At 58.6% G+C, this 25,496-nt stretch carries 21 protein-coding genes; 12 read left to right on the top strand and 9 right to left on the bottom strand.

Annotated elements, in window-relative coordinates; all coding sequences use genetic code 11:
* Positions 1–175 precede the first annotated feature (175 nt).
* A complete protein-coding gene (locus AC5S3R_RS17180) occupies positions 176–3,424 on the top strand; it encodes a TonB-dependent receptor (protein ID WP_494268387.1) in 3,249 nt (1,082 codons plus the stop codon).
* A gap of 536 nt (positions 3,425–3,960) precedes the next feature.
* Here AC5S3R_RS17180 and AC5S3R_RS17175 read toward each other — a convergent pair.
* The 5 genes from AC5S3R_RS17175 to AC5S3R_RS17155 form a co-directional block, all read right to left on the bottom strand.
* On the bottom strand, positions 3,961–4,854 hold the full coding sequence (locus AC5S3R_RS17175) for an undecaprenyl-diphosphate phosphatase (RefSeq protein WP_494268386.1): 894 nt from the start codon (positions 4,852–4,854) through the stop codon (positions 3,961–3,963).
* 165 nt (positions 4,855–5,019) lie between these two features.
* Positions 5,020–6,048: a tetratricopeptide repeat protein gene (locus tag AC5S3R_RS17170; protein WP_494268385.1), complete on the bottom strand. Its 1,029-nt coding sequence runs from the start codon at positions 6,046–6,048 to the stop codon at positions 5,020–5,022.
* Between the two features lie 25 nt (positions 6,049–6,073).
* Positions 6,074–7,054, bottom strand: coding sequence for a threonine ammonia-lyase (locus AC5S3R_RS17165; protein ID WP_494268384.1), 981 nt, complete (start codon positions 7,052–7,054; stop codon positions 6,074–6,076).
* A gap of 56 nt (positions 7,055–7,110) precedes the next feature.
* Positions 7,111–7,626, bottom strand: coding sequence for a hypothetical protein (locus tag AC5S3R_RS17160; protein WP_494268383.1), 516 nt, complete (start codon positions 7,624–7,626; stop codon positions 7,111–7,113).
* Between the two features lie 21 nt (positions 7,627–7,647).
* On the bottom strand, positions 7,648–9,303 hold the full coding sequence (locus AC5S3R_RS17155; RefSeq protein WP_494268382.1) for a ribonuclease J: 1,656 nt from the start codon (positions 9,301–9,303) through the stop codon (positions 7,648–7,650).
* A gap of 159 nt (positions 9,304–9,462) precedes the next feature.
* On the opposite strand from AC5S3R_RS17155, the gene AC5S3R_RS17150 reads away from it, so the two are divergent.
* The 11 genes from AC5S3R_RS17150 to AC5S3R_RS17100 all read left to right on the top strand — a co-directional run bounded on the left by AC5S3R_RS17150 (position 9,463) and on the right by AC5S3R_RS17100 (position 19,865).
* On the top strand, positions 9,463–10,398 hold the full coding sequence (locus AC5S3R_RS17150) for an alpha/beta hydrolase (RefSeq protein WP_494268381.1): 936 nt from the start codon (positions 9,463–9,465) through the stop codon (positions 10,396–10,398).
* Between the two features lie 241 nt (positions 10,399–10,639).
* Complete coding sequence (locus tag AC5S3R_RS17145) at positions 10,640–12,217, top strand: S10 family peptidase (RefSeq protein ID WP_494268380.1); 1,578 nt, start codon at positions 10,640–10,642, stop codon at positions 12,215–12,217.
* 447 nt (positions 12,218–12,664) lie between these two features.
* Complete coding sequence (locus AC5S3R_RS17140) at positions 12,665–13,123, top strand: F0F1 ATP synthase subunit B (protein WP_494268379.1); 459 nt, start codon at positions 12,665–12,667, stop codon at positions 13,121–13,123.
* Positions 13,120–13,827 (top strand): F0F1 ATP synthase subunit B, encoded by a 708-nt coding sequence (locus AC5S3R_RS17135; RefSeq protein WP_494268378.1) that lies wholly within the window; start codon positions 13,120–13,122, stop codon positions 13,825–13,827. The genes AC5S3R_RS17140 and AC5S3R_RS17135 overlap by 4 nt, the downstream gene beginning before the upstream one ends.
* Positions 13,827–14,366 carry an ATP synthase F1 subunit delta gene (atpH, locus tag AC5S3R_RS17130; RefSeq protein ID WP_494268377.1) on the top strand — a complete coding sequence of 180 codons (540 nt, stop codon included), beginning with the start codon at positions 13,827–13,829 and terminating at the stop codon, positions 14,364–14,366. Before AC5S3R_RS17135 ends, atpH begins: the two co-directional genes overlap by 1 nt.
* A gap of 21 nt (positions 14,367–14,387) precedes the next feature.
* Positions 14,388–15,923, top strand: a complete 1,536-nt coding sequence (atpA, locus tag AC5S3R_RS17125) for a F0F1 ATP synthase subunit alpha (protein WP_494268376.1) — start codon at positions 14,388–14,390, stop codon at positions 15,921–15,923.
* Between the two features lie 90 nt (positions 15,924–16,013).
* Positions 16,014–17,081: a F0F1 ATP synthase subunit gamma gene (locus tag AC5S3R_RS17120; RefSeq protein WP_494268375.1), complete on the top strand. Its 1,068-nt coding sequence runs from the start codon at positions 16,014–16,016 to the stop codon at positions 17,079–17,081.
* A gap of 20 nt (positions 17,082–17,101) precedes the next feature.
* Positions 17,102–18,544: a F0F1 ATP synthase subunit beta gene (gene atpD / locus AC5S3R_RS17115; RefSeq protein WP_494268374.1), complete on the top strand. Its 1,443-nt coding sequence runs from the start codon at positions 17,102–17,104 to the stop codon at positions 18,542–18,544.
* 53 nt (positions 18,545–18,597) lie between these two features.
* A complete protein-coding gene (gene atpC, locus AC5S3R_RS17110) occupies positions 18,598–19,020 on the top strand; it encodes an ATP synthase F1 subunit epsilon (protein WP_494268373.1) in 423 nt (140 codons plus the stop codon).
* A gap of 109 nt (positions 19,021–19,129) precedes the next feature.
* Positions 19,130–19,438: a hypothetical protein gene (locus AC5S3R_RS17105; protein ID WP_494268372.1), complete on the top strand. Its 309-nt coding sequence runs from the start codon at positions 19,130–19,132 to the stop codon at positions 19,436–19,438.
* Between the two features lie 85 nt (positions 19,439–19,523).
* Positions 19,524–19,865: a hypothetical protein gene (locus AC5S3R_RS17100; protein ID WP_494268371.1), complete on the top strand. Its 342-nt coding sequence runs from the start codon at positions 19,524–19,526 to the stop codon at positions 19,863–19,865.
* Between the two features lie 49 nt (positions 19,866–19,914).
* On the opposite strand, the gene AC5S3R_RS17095 is transcribed toward AC5S3R_RS17100, so the two are convergent.
* Genes AC5S3R_RS17095 through AC5S3R_RS17080 form a run of 4 tightly spaced genes read right to left on the bottom strand, consistent with a single transcriptional unit; the run spans position 19,915 to position 25,441 of the window.
* Positions 19,915–20,241, bottom strand: coding sequence for a metal-sulfur cluster assembly factor (locus AC5S3R_RS17095; RefSeq protein WP_494268370.1), 327 nt, complete (start codon positions 20,239–20,241; stop codon positions 19,915–19,917).
* A 2-nt stretch (positions 20,242–20,243) separates the two neighbouring features.
* On the bottom strand, positions 20,244–21,134 hold the full coding sequence (locus AC5S3R_RS17090) for a polyprenyl synthetase family protein (protein ID WP_494268369.1): 891 nt from the start codon (positions 21,132–21,134) through the stop codon (positions 20,244–20,246).
* A 48-nt stretch (positions 21,135–21,182) separates the two neighbouring features.
* Entirely contained in the window at positions 21,183–22,976 is a 1,794-nt protein-coding gene (locus AC5S3R_RS17085) for a putative glycosyltransferase family protein (RefSeq protein ID WP_494268368.1), read from the bottom strand.
* Positions 22,976–25,441, bottom strand: coding sequence for a penicillin acylase family protein (locus AC5S3R_RS17080; RefSeq protein WP_494268367.1), 2,466 nt, complete (start codon positions 25,439–25,441; stop codon positions 22,976–22,978). Before AC5S3R_RS17080 ends, AC5S3R_RS17085 begins: the two co-directional genes overlap by 1 nt.
* Positions 25,442–25,496 lie beyond the last annotated feature (55 nt).

Below are 25,496 nucleotides of genomic sequence, written 5' to 3'. Positions count from 1 at the left end.
CGCCATGGAATTCACCATTACATTCCATAATTTTCAACCCCATCTGTGTAGCCCAAAGAACACATAGTTCAGGGACGCGCCCCCACGCGCCAGTACAGCACCCACCTCTGTTCCTAAGCCCAAGGGTGCACGGTAGCACACACATCTGTCATTCCAATTTCTGGAGGTAAGCGTGATGCAGCATCGGCATACTCGACGTGTACGTGTATTTGCAATCCTGCTGTTCTCCCTCGGGGTTGTACTTTCCAGCTCGTTTCCCGCACTGGCGCAAACCTTTCGCGGCGGCATCAACGGCACCGTCACAGACCCATCCGGAGCAGTCGTTCCCGGAGCCGCGGTCACGGCCACAGACGTAGCTACCGGCGTCGTCCACAAGACCATCTCATCCAGCGGCGGCGAATTCGCATTCTCTGATCTTCCACTCGGCACCTACGAGGTAACGGCCTCGTCTTCCAACTTCCAGACCGTCAAGGTAGAAAAGGTCCCCGTCACCGCCGGAACCATCTACACCCTGACCATCAAGCTCAGCATGCAGTCCGCAGCCACCAGCGTGGAAGTTGACGCCGCAGCGCTGTCGCTCGACACCACATCCACCACGCAAATTGCCGAAGTCGGCGGAACGCAGTTGCAGGACACCCCGCTCAATGGCCGCGACTACACGCAGCTCATCATCCTGTCGCCCGGCTTTGCCAACACCGGCGCCGGAGGCTTCGGTTCGCTCAACGGAACCCGTGCCAACCAGATCAACTGGCAGATTGACGGCATCGACAACAACGACCTCTGGCACAACATCCCCGCCGTCAACCAGGGCGGCGTCTCCGGCATCGCCGGAATCGTCCTCCCCATCGACGCCGTCGAGACTTTCTCGGCGCAAACGCAGGCCTCGGCAGAATCTGGCCGCAACCCCGGCGGCAGCGTGAATCTTTCGCTCAAGTCCGGCACCAACGGCCTCCACGGCACCCTCTACTACTACAACCGCAACGAGTTTTTCGGAGCCGCCAACCCCTTCACCGCGCCCACCAAGCAGGAAATTCGCAACTACAACTACGGTTTCTCCGCAGGCGGCCCCTTCGTCCGCAACCATCTCTTCTGGTTCGCTACTTACGAGCACCAGCGATTCACCATCGGCACCGGCCAAACCGCCACCGAGCCCAACCAGCCCTGGCAAACCGCCGCCAAGGCCGCGCTCTCGCAGGCCGGAGTCTCCGTCAACCCCGTCACCGAAAAGCTGCTCAACACCCTCTGGCCATCCGACGCCATCAGCGGCGGCAGCGGCCAGCCGCAGCTCTACAACTACCTCAGCAGCGACCCCGAGTTCGGCTACAGCTACAACGGCCTCGTCAAGCTCGACTGGACCATCAACGACAAGAACTCGCTCACCTTCCACGGCTTCGGCGGACAGGGCAATCAGGTTGCGCCCGTAGGTTCCGCGCTGCCGTGGTACTTTGAGGTGGCTCCGCTCCACGTCTTCAACTACGCGCTCGTCTTCAACCACGTCTTCTCGCCCACCCTCACCAACCAGGTACTGGCCGGCGTCAACTACTTCAACCAGGTCTTCTTCGATGCCAATACCGATTTCGATGCTGCCTCGCTGGGCCTCGTCACCGGCTCCGTCAACACCGGTGCTCCCAACATCTACTTCGGCAGCGCAGGCTACTTTGACCCCACCGGCGAAACCCCACCCGAAGGCCGCAACGACATCACCGGCCACCTCACCGACGACCTCTCCTGGGTAGTAGGCAAGCACCAGTTCAAGTTCGGCGGCGAGTACCGCTACGCCCAGCTTGACGAGTTCTATCAGCGCCACTCGCTCGGTTACTTCAACTTCGACGGCACGCAAGGCCCCTACAAAGCCACCAACCCCAACGACACATGGAACGTCGCCAACCTCGGCTACTCCAGTGAAGTCGTTCCCTACGTCAACGCGCTCGCTGACTTCCTTTCCGGAACCATCGGCAACGGCGGCATCGCCCTCGGCAGCCCCAACCGTCAGGTCTTCGTCACCACCTACGACCTCTTCGCGCAGGACGCCTGGCAGATTACCCCCAAGCTGAACCTCAACTTTGGCATTCGCTGGGATTATGAAGGCCCCCTGCACAACGACGCGAAGAATCTCTCCGTCTTCCGGCCCGGTCTGGGCGGTCTCGGCCTTGGCATTCAGGGAGACAACATCGATCACCTTTACGATCCCAAATACGATGCCATCAGTCCACGCGTCGGCCTTTCCTATCAGGCCACGCACAACACCGTTATCCGTGCCGGCGTCGGCCTCTACTTCGACACGCCCAACCTCAACCCCTTCCTCGACAACCGGCCCAACAACGGCGCTCCCAACGGCGTGGAATCCAATCCCACAGGCCCCACCGCCGTGCGTAACGTCACCGTCAGCGGTAAAACCATTCAGGATGGCGTGGATGTCTTCCCCACAACCGCTGACGCAAGCACGCAGTTCAGCCTTTTCTCCATCGACAAGGGCTTCGTGCCCTCCCGCAATCTCAACTACAACCTGCAGGTTGAAACCAGCCTTTCCTCCAAGGCCGTCATGCAGATTGGCTACGTAGGTTCTGAGGCACGCCACCTGCTTTCCATTCTCGATATCAATCAGTTGCCCCTCGGCGGCGGCACGCGCCCTTATGACGGCGTCGTCCGCGACTACAACGGCAACAACTACAGCTTCGTCAATCAGGTCGAAAGCATAGGCACCTCCAACTACAACTCGCTCCAGGCCACGTTGCGCGTCTCCAACATCCACGGCATCACCGCGCAGGGAGCCTACACCTGGTCGCACAGCTTCGATGAGGTCACGCAGTACCGCGGCACGCTTCCGCAGGACAGCTACAACTTCAAAGGTGACTACGGCCAGAGCGACTACGATATCCGCAACATCTTCACCGGCCTCGTCTCGTGGGAGGTTCCCGGCTCGCACGTCCTCCCGGCGCTAACGAAGGGATGGTCCGTCAACAGCCTCATGACCTTCCACAGCGGCACGCCCTTCACGGTCTATAGCGAGAACGACACCTCAGGCACTGAGGAAGGCACTCCCCAGCGCGCCAATCCTGTCCCCGGCGTCAATCCCTACAAGGGCTACCGCAAGGGCGGAGTCTTTTTAGACTGGCTCAACCCGGACGCCTTCACCGACGCACCCTCCAATACTTGGGGCCTGAGCCGCCGCAACGCCTATACCGGACCCGGTTTCGGCGACGTGGACCTTTCAGTTTTCAAGAGCACCAAGATAGGCGAACGCGTAACCGCGCAGTTCCGTGTGGAGATGTTCAACCTCTTTAACAAGGTCAACTACGCCCCGCCGGACACCACCTACTCCAGCACCGAGCTGACAAGCACCATCGGCTCTTACAACGGCGCCCCTGGCATCGGCGCCGGCGAGCCTTACAACACGCAGTTTGCTCTGAAGATCATCTTCTAAGCAGCAAACCCTTCACCACTCTGGGTGCCCCCGGTCCCTGGCATTTGGGGACCGGGGATACCGATACCGCAAGTTCCCCCATCTTGGTTCTCCCACACAACCCCAATTCCCGACCACCGGGAGGGTCACAAAAGTCTTGTGGCGCGCCAAGCGCGCAGCCGCTGCATGCAATGCAAAATAAATCCCAAATCTGTGGATAACTCTTGCGCTCAATTAAACCCTTTTGTGTCACACTAAGAATCAAGCAGAAAAATGGCCCGATTCCATTGGAATCGGGCCATTCTGTTTTTTAAGGGCCAAAAGGGGGTACCCCTCCCCCCTCTTAACACTGGAACTGTAAAGGAAAGGAGCAAGCTATGCAGCAAACGACAGCCACAACTGACTTGTCCCTTGTCCCTCTTCCCTTGTCCCTGCCTTTTGCACAGTTCCACAGTTCCGGAATAAAGAAACTGCACAGTCCCTGTGCAATCCCCCGCAACCCATACAAAACAAATGGCCCCGAAAACGGGGCCACTGTGCGCATACACACGGACGCATTATTGACCTATAAGTTTTGCTCCCCAAATGAGCAGCGCGCCACCAGCAAGGATGCGGTAAATGGCAAAGACCGTAAACCCATGCTTACGAACCCACGCCAGGAACCACTCCACCACGCCAAAGGCCACAATGAACGAAACCACGAAGCCGATAATCAGCACAATCCAGCGCTCCGTGGTCATTTCCACATGCGTTGGAACCGTCCCGGCCAACTGGGCCGCAGCCTGCGCCGCCCGGCTGGGATGAATCTCCTTGAACAGGTCATACGCCGTAGCAGCCAGCATCGTAGGAATCGAGAGCAGGAAGCTGAACTCCAGCGCCACCGGGCGGCTCAGCCCAGCAATCTGCCCGGAGGCAATCGTAGCCATCGACCGCGAGGTGCCCGGAAAGATAGCCGAAAGCGACTGGCAAAGCCCAATCCAGACTGCGTGCAGAACGTTCATATCCTCCACGTGCTCGGTGGAGGGGTCCTGACGCGATGCCCAGAAGTCCACGGCCCACATGATGATGCCGCCAATCACCAGCGCCCACGCAATCGCCGAAAGGCTGCCCAGGTGCTTGTCGCTCCACTTCTTCAGAGCCAGCGTAGGAATCGTAGTCACGACGAAGGCGAGAATCGTCAGCCCAATCGGATGCGTCAGGATGTTCTTATCGCCGCGTTCCCCGCGAGGAAAAGTGCGGAAGAAATCCAGAATCCGCGTCAGGTACAGCAGAATCAGCGCAACAATCGCGCCGCCCTGGATCACGATGGTGTACATCGACCAATACGCGTCCTCGAGCGGAATCTTCATCAGAGCTTCGCCAATGCGCAGGTGGGCCGTGGAGCTGACTGGGAGAAATTCAGTCAGGCCTTCAATAATTCCTAAAATGACGGACTGTATATAAGGGTTCAAGCAACCTCCGAAGGATGCGAAAAAGTCAGAATTGCACGAAACAAACGGCCGGTCTCATCCTTCCAGATGCATTTTTCGAGGATGTATCTTGATGATAAAGGCGCGGGTTCAACGAATGATGAAGGAATAGGCAACGGGGAATATCCGGTTGCATATCGTGACGTATCAGCGGTCGATTCCATAAACGGGAATCCCCGCGTCCAGATGGAAGGCAATCGCCGTAGCCCGCGCCGTGTAATCCGATTGCGGAAACTTATCCTTCATCCGGACAGCCAGTTCCTTTGCCTTGGTCTTAGCGGAGTTCGACTTACCATCGTTTCCATCGGCGGAGAACATATCCGCCAGCACCGCCTGCCGGTAGGTCGCTTCATAAAGCGCCTGCGCGGTTCGTGGTCCGTCGGGATGCTCGTCGGCATATTTCTCGTAAAGCTCCGACTCTTTTGCCGGACATTTTTCCTCGCCTTGCCAGTCGCCGCAGAGCTTGTTATCAATCATCTCGAAGCTGGCAAGGTCCGACTGCCGCGTGTGTGGATAGAACTTGAGGATTTTCTTCATCTCATCCTCGTCCATCTGCTCGCGCATGTACGCGTCACGCTCCTTCGCAGAGGGACGTGAGGAAGCATCCGCCTTCTGAATCTGCCACAGAATATCGGCAGCGCGCCACGCTGCCTCTGGGGCCAGCGGCGAGTTGGGGAACATCTCCACAATTCGCCGGTAGAGCAGCCGTGCGGACTTCGCAGCATTCGCCGGCCCGCGCGGGTCGCTGGCAAGTGATTCTTCATTCGCAGCCTCGCCCATCAGCACCTGGTCGCCGTTCGGTGTGCTCTCCACCACCACGCCCTTGGCTTCCAGCCAGCCGGAAACAGGAGGCGGCGTCGAGTCTTCGCTGCCGATCCACGGTGTGTCGGGACCGTCCTTTTCCTGCTGCGTGTCGGTATTCGCGTAAACCCGCATCCAGGGGCCGCTCTTTTCGGCCACGACCATCTCGCGGCCTATCTGCACCTTGGATACTTTTTGCGAAGTCGTATCGGGCGCAACGTAGAGCCACGTAATCCGCAGCACTGTGGCGCGCGGCCCGGCCATCGGCTTCTGAATGTTGTCCGTCTTTTTCTTCTTGTCCTGCGCTCTAGCAGGCAAGGCAACGAAAAAGAAAAGACCAAGCACGCAAAGGGAGAAGAGTGTGCAGCGTTTCATCACTCGAATCATATTGCAACCGACGTTAAGAAGGTATTTCGGTAAGCACTTCGGCCAGCAACTTCGGGTCCACATTGCCACCGCTGACCACCGCAACAGCCTTGTTATATGCAGGCAGTTCCGCAGAGTGGAAGAGCAGCGCTGCTGTAGTGACGGCCCCACTAGGCTCCGGAACAAGCCGCGTCGTGGCAACAATTGCCCGCATCGCCGCCCGAATCTCCGCTTCGGTCACGGTAATAATGTTGTCCACGTACTCCTGAATATGTGCGAAGTTGCGCACTCCCACGCTCTGCGTGCGCAGACCGTCCGCAATCGTACGGCTGGTCAGCTCGGCAGGCCATGTCGAGATTTTGCCGCTACGGAAGCTCTCCGTCGCATCGCCCGCCAGTTCCGGCTCTACGCCAATCACCTTGGCACGGTGATTGGTCATCTTTACCGCAGCCGCAACGCCGCTCAGCAATCCTCCGCCGCTTACCGGCGCGAGAACAAGGTCCACATCCGGTATTGCTTCGGTAATTTCAAGCCCGCAGGTTGCCTGCCCGGCGATGATGCACGCGTCATCATAGGGCGGAATAATCACGTAGCCGTGTTTCTGAACCAGTTCTTCGGCCTTTGCCAGCCGCTCGCTGGATGCTACGCCTACATCCACAACCTCGGCTCCAAGCGCCAGTGTTGCAGCGCGCTTGATGGCCGGCGCATTCGACGGCATTACGATTACGGCTTTAGCGCCAACAGCACGTGCCGCATAGGCAACACCCTGCGCATGATTGCCGCTGGAATAGGTAATCACGCCGCGCTGAAGCTCCTCCGGCGAGAGCTTGAGAATCTTGTTTGCGGCCCCACGCAGCTTAAAGCTGCCGATGGGCTGCATGCTTTCCGCTTTCAGCCAGACTTCTCCGCTTAAGCCGTCAAAGGGTGCGCGAACCAGCGGTGTATGGACGATGACTTTCTCAATCCGCGTAGCGGCATTGCAGATGGATGCGAAAGATACAAGTGGCTCGGACATGGCTGTGATGAGTGTATTGCATCCGCGCAAGGCGGAGTGAAACGCCGTCACTTCGCTTATGGCAGATACTTCGCCGGAAGCGGTGTATCCGGTGTCTCAGCCTGCCAGAGAATCGCTTGCACCTTCCATCGCGTGCCGTCGTAAACAGCCTGGATGCTGTTGATGCCGCGCGCAAAAGGAGTGGCATCGTTCAGCTCATGTCGCGATTCGTACGTGGACCAGAGATGAGCCAGGCTTCCGTAGGTCTCCACCTTGGTAGCCGTGCCTTTTTCAAAGAAGTTGGCGTGGCCGCGCTTGGCGATGTTGGTAATCCAGTCTTCGACAGTCATGTTGCGCGGCGCAAAGCTGCCGTCCTTCGCCTTGCCGATGGGCGAAAGCTTCGCATCCGGCAGAAAGAGGTCGCGGAAGCAGGTGCGGTCCTGGTCGTACGGACCGCTGACAGCGGCGTACAGCGCCGTGACCAGCTCATCAAGAGTTTTAGAAGAGGGACAGTTATGTGCAGGAGCTTGAGCAAATGCAGCCGGAGACACAAATCCGGCTGCAAGGATGAGAAGAGCCGCAATGCGTTTCATGCGGCGATTGTACAAGGAGCGTCAGATTTCCAGAATCACCGGCATAATCAGCGGACGGCGGCCAGTGGACTTCTGGATGAGGCGCTTCAGATCGACGCGCACCTTCTCCTTCACCATGCCGTAGTCGGCTTTCTGCTCGCTGCTGAGGCTGTCGAGCGTCTTCAGCACGGTCTGGCGGGCTTCTTCCGTAATGTCCGCGCCGCCGAAGCCGCGCATGACTACTTCCGGAGCCTGCTCTACGATGCCGGTCTTCTTGTTAATCGCCAGCACTGCGAGCACAATGCCATCTTCGCTGAGGATGCGGCGGTCGCGGATGACCAAGTCTTCGACCACGTCGATGGAGGAACCTGAATCGATGAGGACGCGGCCCGCGGTTACCTTGTCGGTCTTGCGGGCGTCGTCCTTGCTCAGTTCCAGAACGTCGCCGTCTTCGATGACGATGGCGTGTTCGACTGCACCGGTTTCCATTGCAATTTGCGCGTGGCGGCGCAGGTAGCGGTAGTCGCCGTGCACGGGGATGAAGAACTTCGGCTTGACGAGATTGATGAGCAGGCGCATCTCTTCCTGGCTGCCGTGGCCGCTGACGTGAATCAGGCCGTGCGAACCGTCGTCATAGATGACGTTGGCGTCGCGGCGGTAGAGGTGGTCGATGACGCGGAAGATGCCCTTTTCGTTGCCCGGAATGACGCGGGAGCTGAGGAGGACGGTGTCGCCTTTTTCAATGCGGGCGTGCTTGTGGTTGTCCACAGCGGCGCGGCTCAGCGCAGACATGGGCTCGCCCTGCGTGCCGCTGATGAGCACCATCAACTGATCGACGGGATAGTCTTTCATCTGGCCGGGGTTGATGATGAGGCCGTTCGGCACGTCGATGTAGCCGAGGTCCTGCGCAATCTCCGTGCTCTCCACCATGGAGCGGCCAATGATGGCCACCTTGCGGCCATGCTGGCGGGCAAGGTCCATCGCAATTTTAATGCGATAAATCGACGACGAGAAGCAGCTAAAGAACAGCTTCTTTCTGGTCTTCGAGAAGATTTCGTCGAGGCGCGGAATTACAGATTTCTCGCTGGGCGTGTAACCGGGGCGCTCCACGTTGGTGGAGTCCTGCAGGAGCGCGAGGACGCCGCGCTTGCCATATTCGGCAAAGGTGTGCAGGTCAAAGGCCTGGCCGTCGAGCGGCGAGAGGTCAATTTTGAAGTCGCCGGTGTGGATGACGATGCCGGCGGGCGTTTCGATTGCCAGCGCTACGCAGTCCACGAGCGAGTGGGTTACACGGATTGGCTCGATGGTGAAGGGGCCAATCGAAAATTTCGATTTTGGCTCAATCTCAATCAGTTCGGTCTCGTCGAGCATGTGATGCTCTTCGAGCTTGCCTTCCACGTAGGCCAGCGTGAACTCCGTGGCGTAGACGGGAACCTTGATCTCGCTGAGAATCCAGGGCAGGCCGCCGATGTGGTCTTCATGGCCGTGCGTGAGGATGATGCCGCGCACCTTCTGCTTGTTTTCAACCAGGTAGGTGATGTCCGGCACAACAATATCGACGCCGAGCAGTTCTGTTTCCGGGAACATGAGGCCCGCGTCGATTACGAGAATGTGGTCTTCCCATTCGAGCGCAAGGCAGTTCATGCCGAACTCGCCGAGTCCGCCGAGGGGTATGATTTTCAACTTGTTTGTATGCATTTGTTCTTCTGTCAGTTCTGATGCTACCACCCACTGCGCGGGACTGGCCGTCCAGGCAGTTGCGCGCAGTGCGCGCCATTCTTGCTGGAAGCAACAGCATAGTCCTTTTTGTGGCGGGTTGTGCGTGGGATTGCGCTTGCTTGTTAGAATCGGCGGGCTATGAAAATTCGGTTTGGCTGGAAGGCGATTCTTCCTGCGCTGCTGATGTGTGCGGTGGCGCGTGCGCAGAAACAGCCCTGCACTACAGCGGGGACTGACAATGCATTTCTTGGGATACGGACGATTCGGCTATGGGCGGGCGATGCTCCGGAAGCTAAGGGCAAGGCCTGCGAGGATACGCCTACGCTGACGATTCTTTCGCCGCGGCCCGGGACGGAAAATGGCTCGGCGGTGGTGATTCTGCCAGGCGGCTCACACATGGCCCTGGCTGCGGATCTTGAAGGGCGCGAGGTTGCGGATTGGTTCTCCGCGCATGGAATTACGGCGTTCATTCTGCAATACCGGCTGGGGTCGAATGGGTATATCTTCCCGGTTCCGCTTTATGATGCGCGGCGGGCAATTCAACTGGTGCGGGCGCGGGCGGCGGATTATCATGTAGATCCGAAGCGCATTGGGATCATTGGTTTTTCTGCCGGCGGACATCTTGCGGCGCTGGCGGGAACGAAGTTTGTTCCCGGCGATGCGAATGTCGATGATCCGATCGACCGCGTTTCCAGCAGGCCGGATTTTCTGGTGCTGGGGTATCCGTGGATTGAGGCGATTTCGCTGGACTACTCGCACCTGAACTACTGCAAGCTGATGAAGGTGGAATCGCGCTGTGCGGAGCTGGAGAAGCAGTTCAACCCGGTTCACTTTGTAAGCCGCGATACGCCGCCGACCTTCTGGTATCACACCTTCGATGACAATACGGTTCCGGTGGAGCAGGGGCTGCACTTCTACGAGGCGGAAGTTAAGGCCGGCGTGCCTGCCGAGGCGCATATCTTTGCGCATGGGTCGCATGGGTCGGGGCTAGGTAAAGGGATTCCAACGCTTGACCAGTGGCCGGGGCTGCTGGAGAACTGGCTGAGGGCGCAAGGGGTTATCCCGGCGCGATAGGCTAAGCGTTATCTGTGTGAGGGATAGGGAAGCAGGGGCATAGAGCACCCGGCGGCGCCGATTTCTGGCCGGGATAAATTCCTGTGTCTGCGCTGTTACGCCCGAATATTTTCGGCGATGCGTCTTTCATTCGGTCTTCATCGTCCGTATATCATCCATTCATTTCATTTCTCGGCGGGCATCCCCCTCGCCCGCCTCACTTCAGTTGCATTGAGCATTCTTCCATGGAGGCTTTTGAACGATGAAAGCAGTGCGATGGCTTAGTGTGTGCATGTGCGGGGCAGGATTATCCCTCGCTTTTTCCGGCGCGGCGTTTGCGCAACAACCTAACCCGGAGGCCCGGCAGGGGCGTCAACAGGCAGAAGAGGGCGGGGAGCGTCCGGCTCCGATTCCTCCCGAAAAAAGCTCGGTTACCCACCATACGATAACCTTGGGCGGCAGGACGCTGAACTACACGGCTACTGCGGGCACGCTGCTGATTCGTGACCAGGATGACAAGCCCTACGGCAGCATTTTCTACGTTGCCTATACGCTGGATGGCGCGGAAGCGAAGTCGCGTCCGGTGAGTTTTCTTTACAACGGCGGGCCGGGATCGGCATCGCTGTGGCTACACATGGGGTCGTTTGGTCCGATGAGGATTCAAACCGATAGCCCCAAGGCGACAGCGGGGCCTCCGTTCAATCTTGCGGAGAACCAGGACACGCTGCTGAACAAGACCGACCTTGTGTTTATTGACGCGCCGCTGACGGGCTATTCGCGGGCTGTGGGTAAGGGCACGGTAAAGGATTTTGCGGGCGTGGACCAGGATCTGCGCGCCTTTGACCGCTTTATTACGCGCTACATTTCGGTGAACGACCGGTGGAACTCGCCGAAGTTTCTAATTGGCGAATCGTATGGAACCACGCGTTCGGCGGGGTTGTCGGACATGCTGGCGAGTGACGGCATCCAGTTGAATGGCGTGGTGCTGATTTCGTCGATTCTGAACTTTGCTATCAGCAGTCCCGGTTACGACCTGAGCTACATTGGCAACTTCCCGAGCTACGCGGCGGCTGCGTGGTACTACAACAAGGTCCAGAACAAGCCGGCGAAGCTTTCCGACTGGGTGCAGCAGGCGCGGGAGTTTGCGGCGGGGCCGTATGCCGATGCGCTGTTCAAGGGGCACAACCTGCCGGATGCGGAGCTGGACTCGATTGCCAAGCAGGTAAGCCACTTTACCGGCTTGAGCGTGGAGTATGTGAAGGAAGCAAACCTGCGCATCAGCCCGACGCGGTTCCGGAAGGAGATTTTGCGAGACCAGCGGCTGACGCTGGGGCGCTATGACATGCGCTTCGAGGGGGAAGACGCGGACGCAGCGGGTGAAAATCCGGGCTATGACGCTTCTGACACAGGCATCAGCGGGGCATTTATTGCCGCGCTGAATGAATATCTGAAGCGTGACCTGAAGTACGAGACGACGGAGACCTACCATCCCACGATTTATGGTTCCATCGGCGAGTGGGACATGCATCATCGCCCGGCGGGTGGTGGCTTTGGCAGGCCCGGCGGCGGTCCGGCGGTAACGTATGTGGCAGGGGACCTGGCGGATGCGATGCGCAAGAATCCGCATCTGAAGGTGTTTTCCGCCAACGGGTACTTTGACCTGGCAACGCCGTTTTTTGCTACTGAGTACGACCTGAACCACATGCAGTTGCCGCCGGAGCTTCGCGGAAATGTGCAGTTCGGGTATTACCCTTCCGGCCACATGATTTACCTGAATCTGGAGGCGTTGCATAAGCTTCGCGAGGACCTGGAAGGATTTATCGGGAGTGCGGTGAAGTAAAGAGAGTTTTTAGCTGTCAGCTATTAGCTTTTAGCTTGGCGGTGGGAGAACGGGCAGGAGTGCTGTCCCACGTCCCTAAATGCAGGGACGTGGAACACCCTGGTTTTTGGGGACAAATAAGAAGCGGGCAAACGGTAGCGGGAGTGGAAGGTTTCCCGGAATCGTTTGCCCGCTGGACCCTGAACCGGGTCTAGGTGGTGATTTAAGTGTAGGCCGGTTCCGGCTAAAAGCAAGGGAAAAATTCGGTTAATTACACGGCCCTGTGATAAGGTCAAAATTCGAGGTTTGGCGGGCTCGGAAACGGCTTCCGGCGAACCCTTGGAGTGCGTCTCGCCATGTGCTCTTCGTCATTGACCATAAAGGCGCTTGCCTGATACAAAAAGATGTTGTTCCATCCATCCCCGGCTGAACCTTCTGGCCGACCTGATCGAACACCAAATTACCAGTATGGACGCAATCCTTCAACAAGTCGGGACACTTCTGCTCGGAGCCGTGCCTACGGTCATCCTTTTCATCGTTTTAGTCCTGGCGTACCAGTTTCTGATTCAGGGCCCTCTTTCGCGCACTTTGGCAGAGCGCCGGGCGCGCACCACGGGCGCAGTGGAAGATGCGCACAAAGCGATTGCCCGTGCGGAGCAGCGCGCGGCGGAGTATGCCAACAAGCTTCGTCAGGCCCGGGCCGAAATTTTCAAGGCGCGTGAGCAGCGCATCCAGCAGTGGAACGCGGAGAAAGATTCCGCACTCAACGAGGCGCGGCAGTCTGCCGGCGTGAAGGTGGCGCAGGCCAGGACGGCGATTGATGGCGAGACGGCTACGGCGCGTGAGACCATTCAGGCTTCGGCTGGCGAGCTGGCTAATCAGGTTGTGCGCGCGGTTCTTCCCGTTGCCGCCGGAGGGACGCGTTGAAACTCAAGTTGAAATTCCTTGTCACTCCGGTTGTATTTTTTGTAATGCTGCTTGCCGGGACTTCGGTTGTACCGATGCGCGCTTTTCCGCAGGCTGCGGCTGAATCGACCACCCCTCCGGCGGCAGATGCCGGGAAGCCGGTGAAGTACCAGAAGGAAGAGGGCGAGGATGCTTTCCGCCACACCAAGCTGGTGCAGTCGATTGGCAAGGCTCTGAATCTGGACGTGGAAACCACGGCGCGGATTTTTGAGTGGATTAACTTCGGAATTATCTTCCTGGCGATTGTTCTGCCGCTGGTGAAGTTTCTGCCCAAGGCGCTGAAGAAGCGCAATGAGACGCTGAACGCCAGCCTGGCAGAAGCTCGTAAGACGACGGCGGATGCAAATTCGCGGTTGAGCGCGGTGGAAGCCCAGCTCTCAAAGCTGGATGACGAGATTGCGAAGATTCGCGCGCAGGTTGAGGACGAGATTAAACAGGACGAGGCCCGCATCAAGGCTTCGATTGGCGAAGAGACGGCGCGAATTGTAGCCTCTGCAGAGCAGGAGATTGCGGTTGCTGCGGCCCAGGCGCAGCGCGGATTGAAGGCCTTTGCGGCGAACCTGGCGATTGATCAGGCAGTGAAGAACCTGACTCTGACCGCCGAGCATGACAAGGCGCTGATTGAAGAGTTTATGACTGATGCGGTTAAGGGAGGGAAGAACTAATGTCCGTACTTGCTTCCCGCTATGCTCGCGCCTTTGCCGATGTAGTGATTGCGGCGCATCTGGATACGACAGCGATTGACCAACAGTTGAGCGACTTTCTCGGCACATGGGATGGTAGCCCGGAGCTCCGTTCCACCTTTGAGAATCCCTCGATTGCCGCGAAGCAAAAGATTGCGATTCTGGACAAGCTGAACGCGAAGATGGGTTTGCAGAAGGAAACGCGCAACCTCATTGCAGTGCTGATTCATAATGACCGCATTGCTCATGTGAAGGAAGTGGCTGAGGCCTACCGCACAGAGCTGGAAGAGCGGCAGGGAATTCGCCAGGCGGAGATTACGACGGCCCGCGAGCTGGGCGAGGACGAGAAATCCGCTCTGCTGGATGGCGTCGGCAAGCTTGCCGGGGCAAAGATTCATCCCACGTTTAAGCTGGACAAGAGCATTCTGGGCGGAACGGTGGTACGCATCGGTTCCACGGTGTACGATGGCTCGGTCCGCGGACGGCTGGAGAGATTGAAGGAAGTATTAGTCGCGGGCTAACGGCTCGCCAAGGAACTTAAGATGGCTCAAATCAAGGCAGACGAGATTACACAGCTTCTTCGCGAGCAGATCGCGAACTACGATTCGACGGTGCAGGTCGATGAGGTCGGCACGATTACCTCGCTTGGCGACGGCATTGCGCGTATTCACGGACTCGATAAGGTGATGTCCGGCGAGCTGCTCAGCTTTCCGCATGGCATTGCGGGCCTTGCGCTTTCGCTTGAAGAGGACCAGGTGGGCGCCGTCATCATGGGCGACTACACCGAGCTCAGCGAAGGCCAGGAGGTGAGGCGCACGGGTAAGATTCTCTCGGTGCCCGTGGGTGAGGCCATGATTGGCCGCGTGGTGAACTCGCTCGGCCAGCCGATTGACGACAAGGGACCGATTGCTGCGAGCGGCACGCTGCCGGTGGAGCGCCTTGCGCCTGGCATCATTGATCGCCAGTCGGTGAAGGAACCCATGGCGACGGGTCTCAAGGCGATTGACGCCATGATTCCGATTGGCCGCGGCCAGCGCGAACTCATCATTGGCGACCGCCAAACCGGCAAGACCGCCGTACTGCTCGACACCATTATCAACAGCGCGAAGAACGACCTTATCTGCATTTATTGCGCGATTGGTCAGAAGCGCTCGTCGATTGCGCAGGTTGTGCAGACGCTGACGGAAGCCGGCGCCATGGGGCACACGATTATCGTTGCTGCCTCGGCCTCCGAGCCGGCGCCGATGCTTTATCTTGCGCCTTACGCCGCAACGGCTATCGGCGAATACTTCCGCGACAACGGCAAGCACGCGCTCGTCATGTATGACGATCTCTCGAAGCACGCGATGGCGTACCGCGAGATTTCGCTGCTGCTGCGCCGTCCGCCGGGCCGCGAAGCGTATCCCGGCGATGTGTTTTATCTCCACTCGCGTCTGTTGGAGCGTTCGGCCAAGCTGAGCAAGGAGCGCGGTGGTGGTTCGCTGACGGCTCTGCCGGTTATCGAAACGCAGGCGGGTGACGTTTCAGCGTACATTCCAACGAACGTGATTTCGATTACGGATGGACAGGTCTTCCTTGAAACCGACCTCTTCAACTCCGGCATTCGTCCGGCTGTGAACGTAGGCCTTTCGGTCTCGCGTGTAGGCTTCTCGGCTGCGGTGAAAGCCGTCAAGCAGGTTGGTTCCACGCTGAAGCTGGATCTTGCGCAGTACCGCGAGCTTGCGGCCTTTGCGCAGTTCGGTTCGGACCTCGATCCGCTGACGCAGAAGCAGCTCAACCGTGGCCAGCGCCTGACGGAATTGCTGAAGCAGTCGCAGTTCCACCCGCTCACCTGGCAGCAAATGGCGATTGTGCTCTTTGCCGGTACGCAGGGCTATCTGGACGACCTGAAGATTGACGAGATTCGCTCCTTTGAAGACGGCCTGCACAAGTACTTTGAGACAGCGCAGACGGCGCTGGTGGAAGAACTGACACAGAAGCGCGAAATCAGCAATGATATTCGCGAAAAACTGCATGCCGCTCTCAAGGAATACAAGGAAAACTTCAAGGCGGCGCAGACGGAAGCCGTAACGGCGTAAGAACAGCTTTTAGCCGTTAGCTCTTAGCTTTTAGCAGGAGTTGGCGGCATCAGCATCGAGCTAAAAGCTAGGAGCTAACAGCTAAGAAAAATGGCGAACGTACTCGATTTACGGCGGCGCATTCGCAGTGTGAAGAACACACGCCAGATCACCAAGGCCATGAAGATGGTCTCGGCGGCCAAGCTGCGCCGTGCGCAAGAGCGCGCGATGTCGGCGCGTCCTTACGCCAGGATGATCGCCAGTGTTCTGGAATCGCTGACGCGCCGCATTGATATCTTTGACGCGGAGACCGGCAGTCTGGCACATCCGCTCTTTGCTGCCCGCGAAGAAAAGCGCGTCTTACTCGTCGTCATCAGCGGCGACAAAGGCTTCGCAGGCGCGTTCAACTCGAACATCCTCAAGGCTGCTTTTAACTTCATTGAAGAGAATGAAGCGGGCAAGGAGATTGACGTGGAAGCCGTGGGCCGCAAGGCTCGCGATCTTTTCCGCCGTCACTTTCCGGTCGCGGAATACTCGGATGCAACGGAAGAGACTCCGGCTGCGCGTCAGTCGCGCAAGAGCCGTGTTGAGCTGACGGGCGACCATCCCGGCATGCTGCTCAAGCTGGAAGTGCAGCGCGTTTTCGAGCTGGCGAAGAACATCATCGACCGCTACGTGCATGAAGAGATTGACGCGGCCTACATCGTTTACAACGAGTTCAAGTCCGTTATCCAACAGCGTGTGGTGGTGGAAAAGCTGCTTCCGCTGGTGAAGATTGGCGAGCAGGAGCTTACGGTAGCTACGGAGCGGAGCAAGGAAGAGCAGTCGCGTGCAGGACAAGCGGCTGTGACTTCTGGCGTCACACTGGAAGAAGCCGACTCGCAGGAAGCCGACGAGGAAGCAAAGAAGTTCGGTACGGCCAACGTGGATTACATTTACGAGCAGTCGCCGACGGAGCTTTTTGAAGCACTGCTCCCGCGCTATGTTGCGGCCATGCTCTATCACTCCATGACGGAGAGCGTAGCTGCTGAGCATGCGGCCCGTATGACGGCGATGGATTCGGCAACCAACAATGCCTCGGATATGATCGATTCGCTCACGCTGACCATGAACCGCGTGCGCCAGGCAGCAATCACAAAGGAAATTATTGAAATCGTCAGCGGCGCATCCGCTGTCTAGGATTCTCGGAAGGCAGAAACATGGCAGAGAACATTGGCAAAGTAATCCAGATTTCCGGCCCTGCGGTGGACGTGCAGTTTGAAGAAGCAACCATGCCGCCCATCTATCAGGCGCTGCGCGTCACCAGCGAGGGCTTTGACGTGCCCATGAAGATTAACGTCATCCTCGAAGTGCAGCAGCACCTCGGCGAAGGCCGCGTGCGCACCGTCGCCATGGAAGCCACGGACGGAATGGTTCGCGGCATGAAGGCCATCGACCTCGGTGGACCCATCTCCGTGCCCGTAGGCAAGGAGACGCTGGGCCGCGTACTCAACGTCATTGGAGAACCGGTAGACGAGCTTGGCCCCATCGGCGAAAAGCAGCGTGCTCCGATTCATCGCCCCGCGCCCGCGTTTGACGAGCAGTCCACGCGCGAGGAGATGTTCGAGACCGGCATCAAGGTTATCGACCTCATCCAGCCCTTCTTGAAGGGCGGCAAGATCGGCCTCTTCGGTGGCGCCGGCGTCGGCAAGACCGTCGTCATCATGGAACTCATCAACAACGTCGCCAAGAACCACGGCGGCTACTCGGTATTTGCCGGCGTGGGCGAACGTACCCGCGAGGGCAACGACCTGTGGGTCGAAATGACCGAGTCTGGCGTCATTACGCCGGGTGACCCTGAGAAATCGAAAGCCGCACTGGTCTATGGCCAGATGACCGAGCCGCCTGGAGCACGTCTCCGTGTGGCTCTCACCGGCCTCACCGTCGCCGAGCACTTCCGTGACTCCGAAGGTGCAGATACGCTGCTCTTTGTGGACAACATCTTCCGCTTTACGCAGGCCGGTTCGGAAGTTTCCACGCTGCTTGGCCGTATGCCCAGCGCCGTGGGTTATCAGCCGAACCTTGCCACGGAAATGGGTGAACTGCAGGAGCGTATCACTTCGACCAGCAAGGGTTCCGTTACCTCGGTGCAGGCCGTTTACGTGCCTGCTGACGACTTGACTGACCCCGCGCCGGCGACGACCTTTGCTCACCTTGATGCGACTACCGTATTGAGCCGTCCGCTTTCAGAACTCGGCATCTACCCGGCTGTCGATCCGTTGGCCTCCACTTCGCGCATCCTTTCGGCGCGTGTTGTGGGCGACGAGCACTACGATGTGGCGCAGGGCGTGAAGCGCATTCTGCAGCGCTACAAGGACCTGCAGGACATCATTGCGATTCTCGGCATCGACGAGCTTTCGGAAGAGGACAAGCTCACCGTGGCGCGCGCGCGCAAGGTGCAGAAGTTCCTTTCGCAGCCCTTCCACGTGGCGGAGCAGTTCACCGGCATTCCCGGCAAGTATGTGAAGATTGTCGACACGGTGCGCAGCTTCAAGGGCATCATTGAAGGCAAGTACGACGATCTGCCAGAGCAGGCGTTCTACATGCAGGGCTCGATTGAAGACGTGATTGCCAAGGCGGAATCGCTGAAGGCAACGGCGTAAAAGCAGCTTTTAGCTAGGGGCTGGAAGCTAGTAGCGAGAAGCTGGAAAGAACAATGGCAGATTCTTCAAATCAAATTCGCGTTCGTCTTGTAACGCCGGAGCGGGTGCTCTTCGAGTCTACGGCGGCTTCTGTGGAGCTGCCGGGCCGCAGCGGCTCGCTGGAAGTGCTCTACGGCCATGCGCCGCTGCTTACGGAGCTTGGCGCTGGTGACGTGCGTCTGCATGGAACGACTGAGGGCGATGCAATTTATAACGTGAGCTGGGGCTTTGCGGAAGTGCTGCCCGAGCGCGTGACGATTCTGGCTAATGATGCGCTGAAGCCTGGTGAGATTGATGTAGACCGCGCCAGGGAGCAGCTTGACCGCGGTAACAAGCTTTGGAACCAGGCAGGCGACAGCGAAAAGGCCTATGACAAGGCGCTGAGCGTGATTGCCGAAGCTGAGGCCAAACTGGCCACAGCGGTGGAAAAACACTAAGCATCGCAACTTCAACTATTCAAAAGCCCTGCTCCACGAGCAGGGCTTTTGCTTTACGAGATCCTCTGTCTGTGCAGGCGGCCCTCTCAGCGCCTACAATCTACTTGCGATGGCTGGTGCAAAGAACAAGACGCTGGAAGTAGCGTGCCCGGATTGCGGCGCGCTGATGAAGATTGATGCGGCAACGGGTGCCGTAGTGAGCCACACGCCGGCTCCGCGCAAGCGCACCTTTGAGGATTTTGAAACGGCTGCAAAAGCTATGCGCGAGCAGGAGGAGCGGAAGGAATCCATCTTCCAGCAGAGCCTGAATGCAGAGCGCAATAAGGCGGATTTGCTCGAAAAGAAGTTTGCCGAGGCGCTCAAGAAGGCCAAGGATGCGCCGGAAGGCAAGCCGCTGCGTGAATTTGATTTGGATTGAGAGCAACTTTGTGCGCCGGCGTGAGTCTGACTCGAAAAGGTGTTGGTCTGCCGCGGTGTAAAATCGCCGCATAAGGAGAGTTTCCATGAGCGTTATTCCGCTTCCCAGGCAGTCCGAGCAGGTTCCCGCTCAGGACGAAGCTTCGCCCACATTGCGCCTTGCTGCGGGAGGAACGCTGCTTGCTGGTGCGCTTCTGCTGCTGGCGGGCAAGCGTAAGGCTGGCCTTGCCGCTACGGCTGCAGGAACAGCGCTGACGCTGCTGCATGAGAAGGAAACGACGCTGCGCTGGTGGGCAACGCTGCCGATTCTGCTTAGCAACGCGCAGCGTTTTGTTGGTCATGCGCAGAATGTGGTGGATGAAGTGAATGTCCGCAAGCAGAAATTTCAGGGGATTTTTAGAAAACAGGGAGTAGAAAACAGGGAGTAGAAAACAACAGCCCGGCATTTGCCGGGCTGTTGTTTTCTACTCCCTGTTTTTAGATTCCTAGCTGCTTGCGGCCTGCTTCGCTGATGCGGTACGGCGACCATTTCGGCTCCCAGACCAGATTTACATCTACTTTTGAGATATCGGGGAAGGCCAGCAGGCGGTTGTGCACCTGTTCAAAGATGAGTCCGCTGGCGGGGCAGGCCTGTGTGGTTAGCGTCATGGTTATGCGCACGGTCTGGCGCGGCCACTTGGGCGTGGATTTTGGGTCGGGTGCGGTTTCGATGCCGTAGATGAGGCCCAGGTCTACGAGGTTCAGCTTTACTTCCGGGTCGAAGCAATCACGCAATGCCGTTAGGATTTCCGATTCTGACAGCATGGCTAGTTTTTGCGTTCCACGAGGTAGCGGGCTACGGACTTCAGGCCGTCTGCGCGGGTGCCGTAGGGGGCAAGTGCGGCGAAGGCTTCGTCGATAAGTGTGGCGGCATCGTGCTCGCTCTGTTCGAGACCGTAGACGGCGGGCCAGGTAGCCTTCTCAACGGCCAGGTCTTTGCCGGCGGTCTTGCCGAGTTGGGTGGAGTCGACCGTCATGTCGAGCACGTCATCGACAATCTGAAAAGCCAGGCCAGCCTTCCGCCCAAAGATATCCAACGCTGCTACATCAGTCGCAGTTGCTCCGGCATAGACGCCGCCGGCGACTACGCTTACGCGAATCAAAGCTCCGGTCTTGGCGCGGTGAATGGCTTCAACAAGTTCCGGCGTGGGCTTCTTGTGTTCGCTTTCAATGTCGAGAACCTGGCCGCCAATCATGCCGTCCACGGTGCCGATGGCGTTGGAGACGAGGCGGAGGATTTGTACGGTGGCTTCGGAGGGAATAGGCAGATTCGCCAGCACCTCAAAGGCGTAGGTCTGCAGCGCGTCTCCAGCGAGGATCGCAATCGCTTCTCCGTAAACAACGTGAGCCGTAGGCTTGCCGCGACGGAGGGCATCGTTGTCGAGCGCGGGCAGGTCGTCGTGGATGAGTGAGTAAGTGTGAATCATTTCCAGCGCTGCACCTAACTGCTCGATACCGGCAGGAATTTTGCCCGCGATTGTCGCAGCAGCCTGCATGGCCAGCACGGGCCGCAGGCGCTTGCCGCCCGCAAAGGTGGAGTGGCGCATGGCGCTGTGAATGGACGAAGGGATGGTCTCCGCGCTGGGCAAAAGAGCCTCTAGCGCCTTGTCGGTAAGGTCTGCGCCTTCCTGGATTAGCGATTTCACGTCTGCGGGCATCGTATCTATTTTAAATGACGTGTAAATCGAAAACTCGATGCAGAAAACTTATTGCGAATGTTTGCGCTGGTAGAAGAAGAAAATTCCCACAGCCAGCAACGCGGCCAGGGAGATGGCACGGCCAATCCAGATGTCGGTGCTTGTCTTCCAATCGGCGGTTACGGTGATAGCGCCGGCAGGAACGGGAACAACGAAGAGGCCGTCTTCGCGGAAGGGGAAGTTCTGGATGAGCTTGCCGTTAACGTGGACTTCCCAGCCGGGGAAGCGGCGGAGGCGCAGAATCAGCCAGCCTGCATGCGGCGCGGTGGCCTGCACGCGCCGGTGTTCGATTATCTGCACGGAAAAGGGATAGGCGGCATCGCAGCTTTTCTGCTCTTCGGCCCATGCGGGCGGCGGGTTGTCGGGGTTGCCTTCGCCTAGCTCGGTTGTTGGGTCGGTGACGAGGCAGCCGCCGGGAAGGTTGGTTGCGACAAGCGTGTTGTCAGCGCTGGGGGGAGCGTACTCGTCGGTGCCGACAAAGCCGGTATGCGCGTTCCATGTGGCGGCCATGCTGGGGATGGCGTCCTCATCGTCGCAGATTTGATGGAAGCGGGTTCCGGCGAAGGCTGCGACGGACAGAAAGACAACGGCGCTAAGGATGGCTGTTGCTAATTTAGGCCAGCGGGTGCGCGGCCATACTGCGGCGGCCACAAAGATGCCGAGGGGAGCTTCCAGCGCTACGAGCCAGCGCCACGGAAACTGCAGAAAGCGCAGCTTGGGCAGCAGGTCCCACACGGGGAGCGAGATGGGGAATTGCAGGAAGAGAATGACGAGCGGGATGAGCGCGAGCGGAAGCCAGAGCTTGCGTTCTCCAGGCAAACGCTTGCGCATCCAGCAGAGGAAAATTGCCGCTGCTGTGATTGCGAGCATGATGGCCGCAATCATCGAGGTTTTTTGCAGCTCGATGTCGTGGTCACGCAGAAGGGGGCTGGCATGGTGCGCGAAGAGGAAGCTGTTTTCGATTGCGAGGCCGGGGTCGTTGATGGCTTCCTTGATATCAACGAATTTTTGTTCGAGTGCTGCGGGGACCAGATAAACAGCGGCGAGTGCAAGGCCGAGAGCTACTCCGATGGCAGCGCGTGCTGCTGGAAGCCACGAGCGCTGCTGAATGGCAAGCACCAGCACGAAAGCGGCAAGCAGATAACAGGTCATTACGCCGACAGGCGCATTGGAGAGCCAGCTTGCGGCAATGGTGAAAGACAGGGAATAGGGAATAGGGAGTAGGGAGTAGAAAGACGTGCGCTTTGCGTCTGTTGTTGGTTGCGCGGGCGGTTGCTTGATTGCGAAGAGTAGTGCGAGAGGGATGGTGCAGCCGCCTGCCAGTTCTCCGTATGCGGCGCGCTCGTAGACGCAGTAAAGTGCATAGCCGGAGAAGATGGCGAGGCATCCAGCGAGTGCGGATGCGCCTTCCGAAAGAAATTGCTTTGCTAGTGCGCGCGTGGCGAGGCCTGTTGCAGCCAGCAACACGAATGTCAGCGCGAGCGGCGCGGCCTGCCATCCGAAGAGGCCGCCGAAGGCTGCGCCGAGCATCCATGTAATTGGCGGATAGAAGATGAAGCGCGGCTCGCCTGCGCCGTAGTTTGCGTTGGTTGTCCAGAGCGGATAGAAGACGCCGTGCTTCCAGACGTTCAGCGTGTCCATCCATGAGACGAGATGAAAATCGAAATCATGCCCACAGGAAAAGCCTTGCGTGATAAGTGGAGCTGTAGCAACTGCGGCTGCGAGAAGAATCAGAACAATGCTGAAGATAGCGATATTGTTGTTTTTCCCTGATCCCTGATCCCTATTCCCTGAACCCTGCATCACGGTACCAGCCGTAATGTGTGATGTGTGTTGGACTGAACAGCCGCATCGGTAAATGGCAGCGCAAAGGTTCTGCCGCTGTAGTAGTCGCTCCACTGGTCGCGGAAGTAGGTGCTGTATGGATTGCCGCTTTCGCCTAACGAGATGTTTTCCGTGGAGCCATCCACGTTGCTCCAGTCCACAGTCAGACGCTGCGAAGGGCCAAAGGCGCGGCCTACCTGCTTGACTGTTGTGCCGTCGCCGCTGAGTGGCTGCTCGCCCGTGCCGGCGTTGCGCGTGAGCCATGGCAGCAGGCTGTGCAGCGGGTGCTCAATATCTACAACATGCCACGAGCCATATGTCCACTTGCTCAGATCGCCCGGTGCGTGGCCTTCAGAGAGTCCGCGGCGCACGGCTTCGGTCAGCAGGTCGTCCCAGTTTTTGTAATAGGGCGGAAGCCAGTTGGGCTCGGCGTTCATGACGATTTCTTCGAGCGCAAAAGTCTTTTCGCCCCAGCCGTAATCGCGCGCAAGCTTGCCTAGTTTCGGCTCCAGAATCAGGGGCCAGAGCGCTTCCCGTGCCTTGCTGACGATGGATGCAGCTGCGGAGTCGGTGGTCAGCTTGCCATCCCATTTGCGCAGCAGGTCCGCTGCTTGATGCAAACGTGCATCCTTTGGCGCGGAGTGGTCAAGCGCATAGGCAAAGCGATGGCCTAGTTCCTGATCCACTTCGGAGTAGATGTCGGTCTGCGTTGCAAGCATGTCGGCGGGCGTCAGCTTATCGCGGCCTTGCAGAAGCTTGTAGATGCGCTCAGCGCGATATGGGTCAGACCATTCGAGAGTGATGGGCGTTGGGAATTTCTCGCTCGTTACGCGTGCGTTGGCTGTTGCAAGGAAGCCGCTTGGCGGGTCCACGGAATTCGGAAGTTGCTCGAAGGGAATGTAGGTGGACCACTCGTGCTGTGTATCCCCCCGCGCAAATTGGACTGGCTTACCTGCAAGGCCATTGGCGCGCGCGGGGATTTTACCAATTGCGTGATAGGCGATGTGTCCCGCATCGTCGGCGTAGACAAGATTCTGTGTAGGCCAACTCCACTGCTGCAATGCGGAAGAAAACTCTGTCCAGTTGGATGCGGTGTTCATTGCATAGACGGGCAGCGTGTTGAGCGAGTTGTCGTAGAGTGACCACTTCAATGCAATGGGCCGTGATTCCCCATGCAGAATCGGCGTGAGGATGGGGCCGTGCGTGGTGGATTGAACAGGCAGCGTCACATCCGACTTGCCGCGAACGTGAATGATTTCGCTGTCGATGTGCAGCGGCTTCCATGCGCCATCGAGCGCCTGATAATTCCCTTTGCCGTCGAGCTTTTCGACATACAAATCCTGCACGTCGGCATAGAGCGCGGTGAAGCCCCATGCGGTGTGCTCGTTGTGGCCTTCAATGACGAATGGCATGCCGGGCAGTGTGACTCCAGCGGCGTGATAGCCGGGGGCTGCGAGGTCTGCCATGTACCAGATGTTCGGCACGGTGATGCCGAGGTGCATGTCATTCGAGAGTATCGGCTTTCCGCTTGCCGTGTGCGCTCCGGAGACAACCCAGTTGTTTGAGCCCGCAGCGCAGCCGTCGCAATCCGGCAGGCCGAGCGTCTGCTTCAGCGCGTGGATGTCGAGGGATGCTGTTGTGTCGTCATCATCATTGTCTTTGTTTGCGGGGTTGGGCTGCGGCTTGGTCAGGTCGAGAATTTCGCCGGTAGGTGGACGGTCGCGCCATGAGCCGGTGGGATAAAGCTGTGCTTCAAGCTTGGAGTTGTTGAGCTTGGCGCCAATGCGCTCGCGGGCCAGCTTGTTGTACCAGTGCGTGTCTAGCGAGTCCACCATCATCATGCCAATGAGCAGGGAATCCACGCCAGTCCACTGCGCGGGCTTGTAATGCAACAGGCCGAACTCCGCAGGCAACGCGCTGCCATGCTGCGCGAGGAAGAGATTCACCCCACGCGCATAAGCGTCGAGGCGCGCACGGTCATCGGCAGGCATGTTGGCATACACGCGGCTGGCTACGCGGCGGAAGCCAACGATGCGCTGCGCTTTGTCGTGGTCGAGCGCCTGCGGGCCGAAGATTTCCGCGAGGTCACCTGCGGAGTTGCGGCGGTAGAGGTCCATTTGCCACAGGCGATCCTGCGCGGTGATGTAGCCCTGCGCAATCCACAGGTCCGCTTGCGTTGCCGCAGAGATGTGCGGGATGCCATGTGCATCGCGGCGAACGGTCACAGGCGCGCTTACCGCACCTGCAAGCGAGATATCGCCATCCAACTGCGGCAGCGAGGACTTTGCCGCACTGTGCAGCCACAGAACAGCGGCGACGGCGGCAATTACAAGCAGCAGAACCAGCGCGGCCAGTGCAAGCAGAATCAAACGCAGCCAGCGGAAGTTGCGGCGCGCGGCGGGCGCGGTTACGGTCGCGGAGGCGGCAGAATCTGTACGGGCCATAAGCTAAAGACAGGATACCGCGTGGCTCGTTTACGGGCCTTGAAAAGCGTCCCGT

The sequence above is a fragment of the Occallatibacter sp. FHG110214_02 genome (assembly GCF_059115385.1).
Note: the sequence above shows the minus strand (reverse complement) of the source record. Positions and strands in the feature narration are given on the sequence as shown.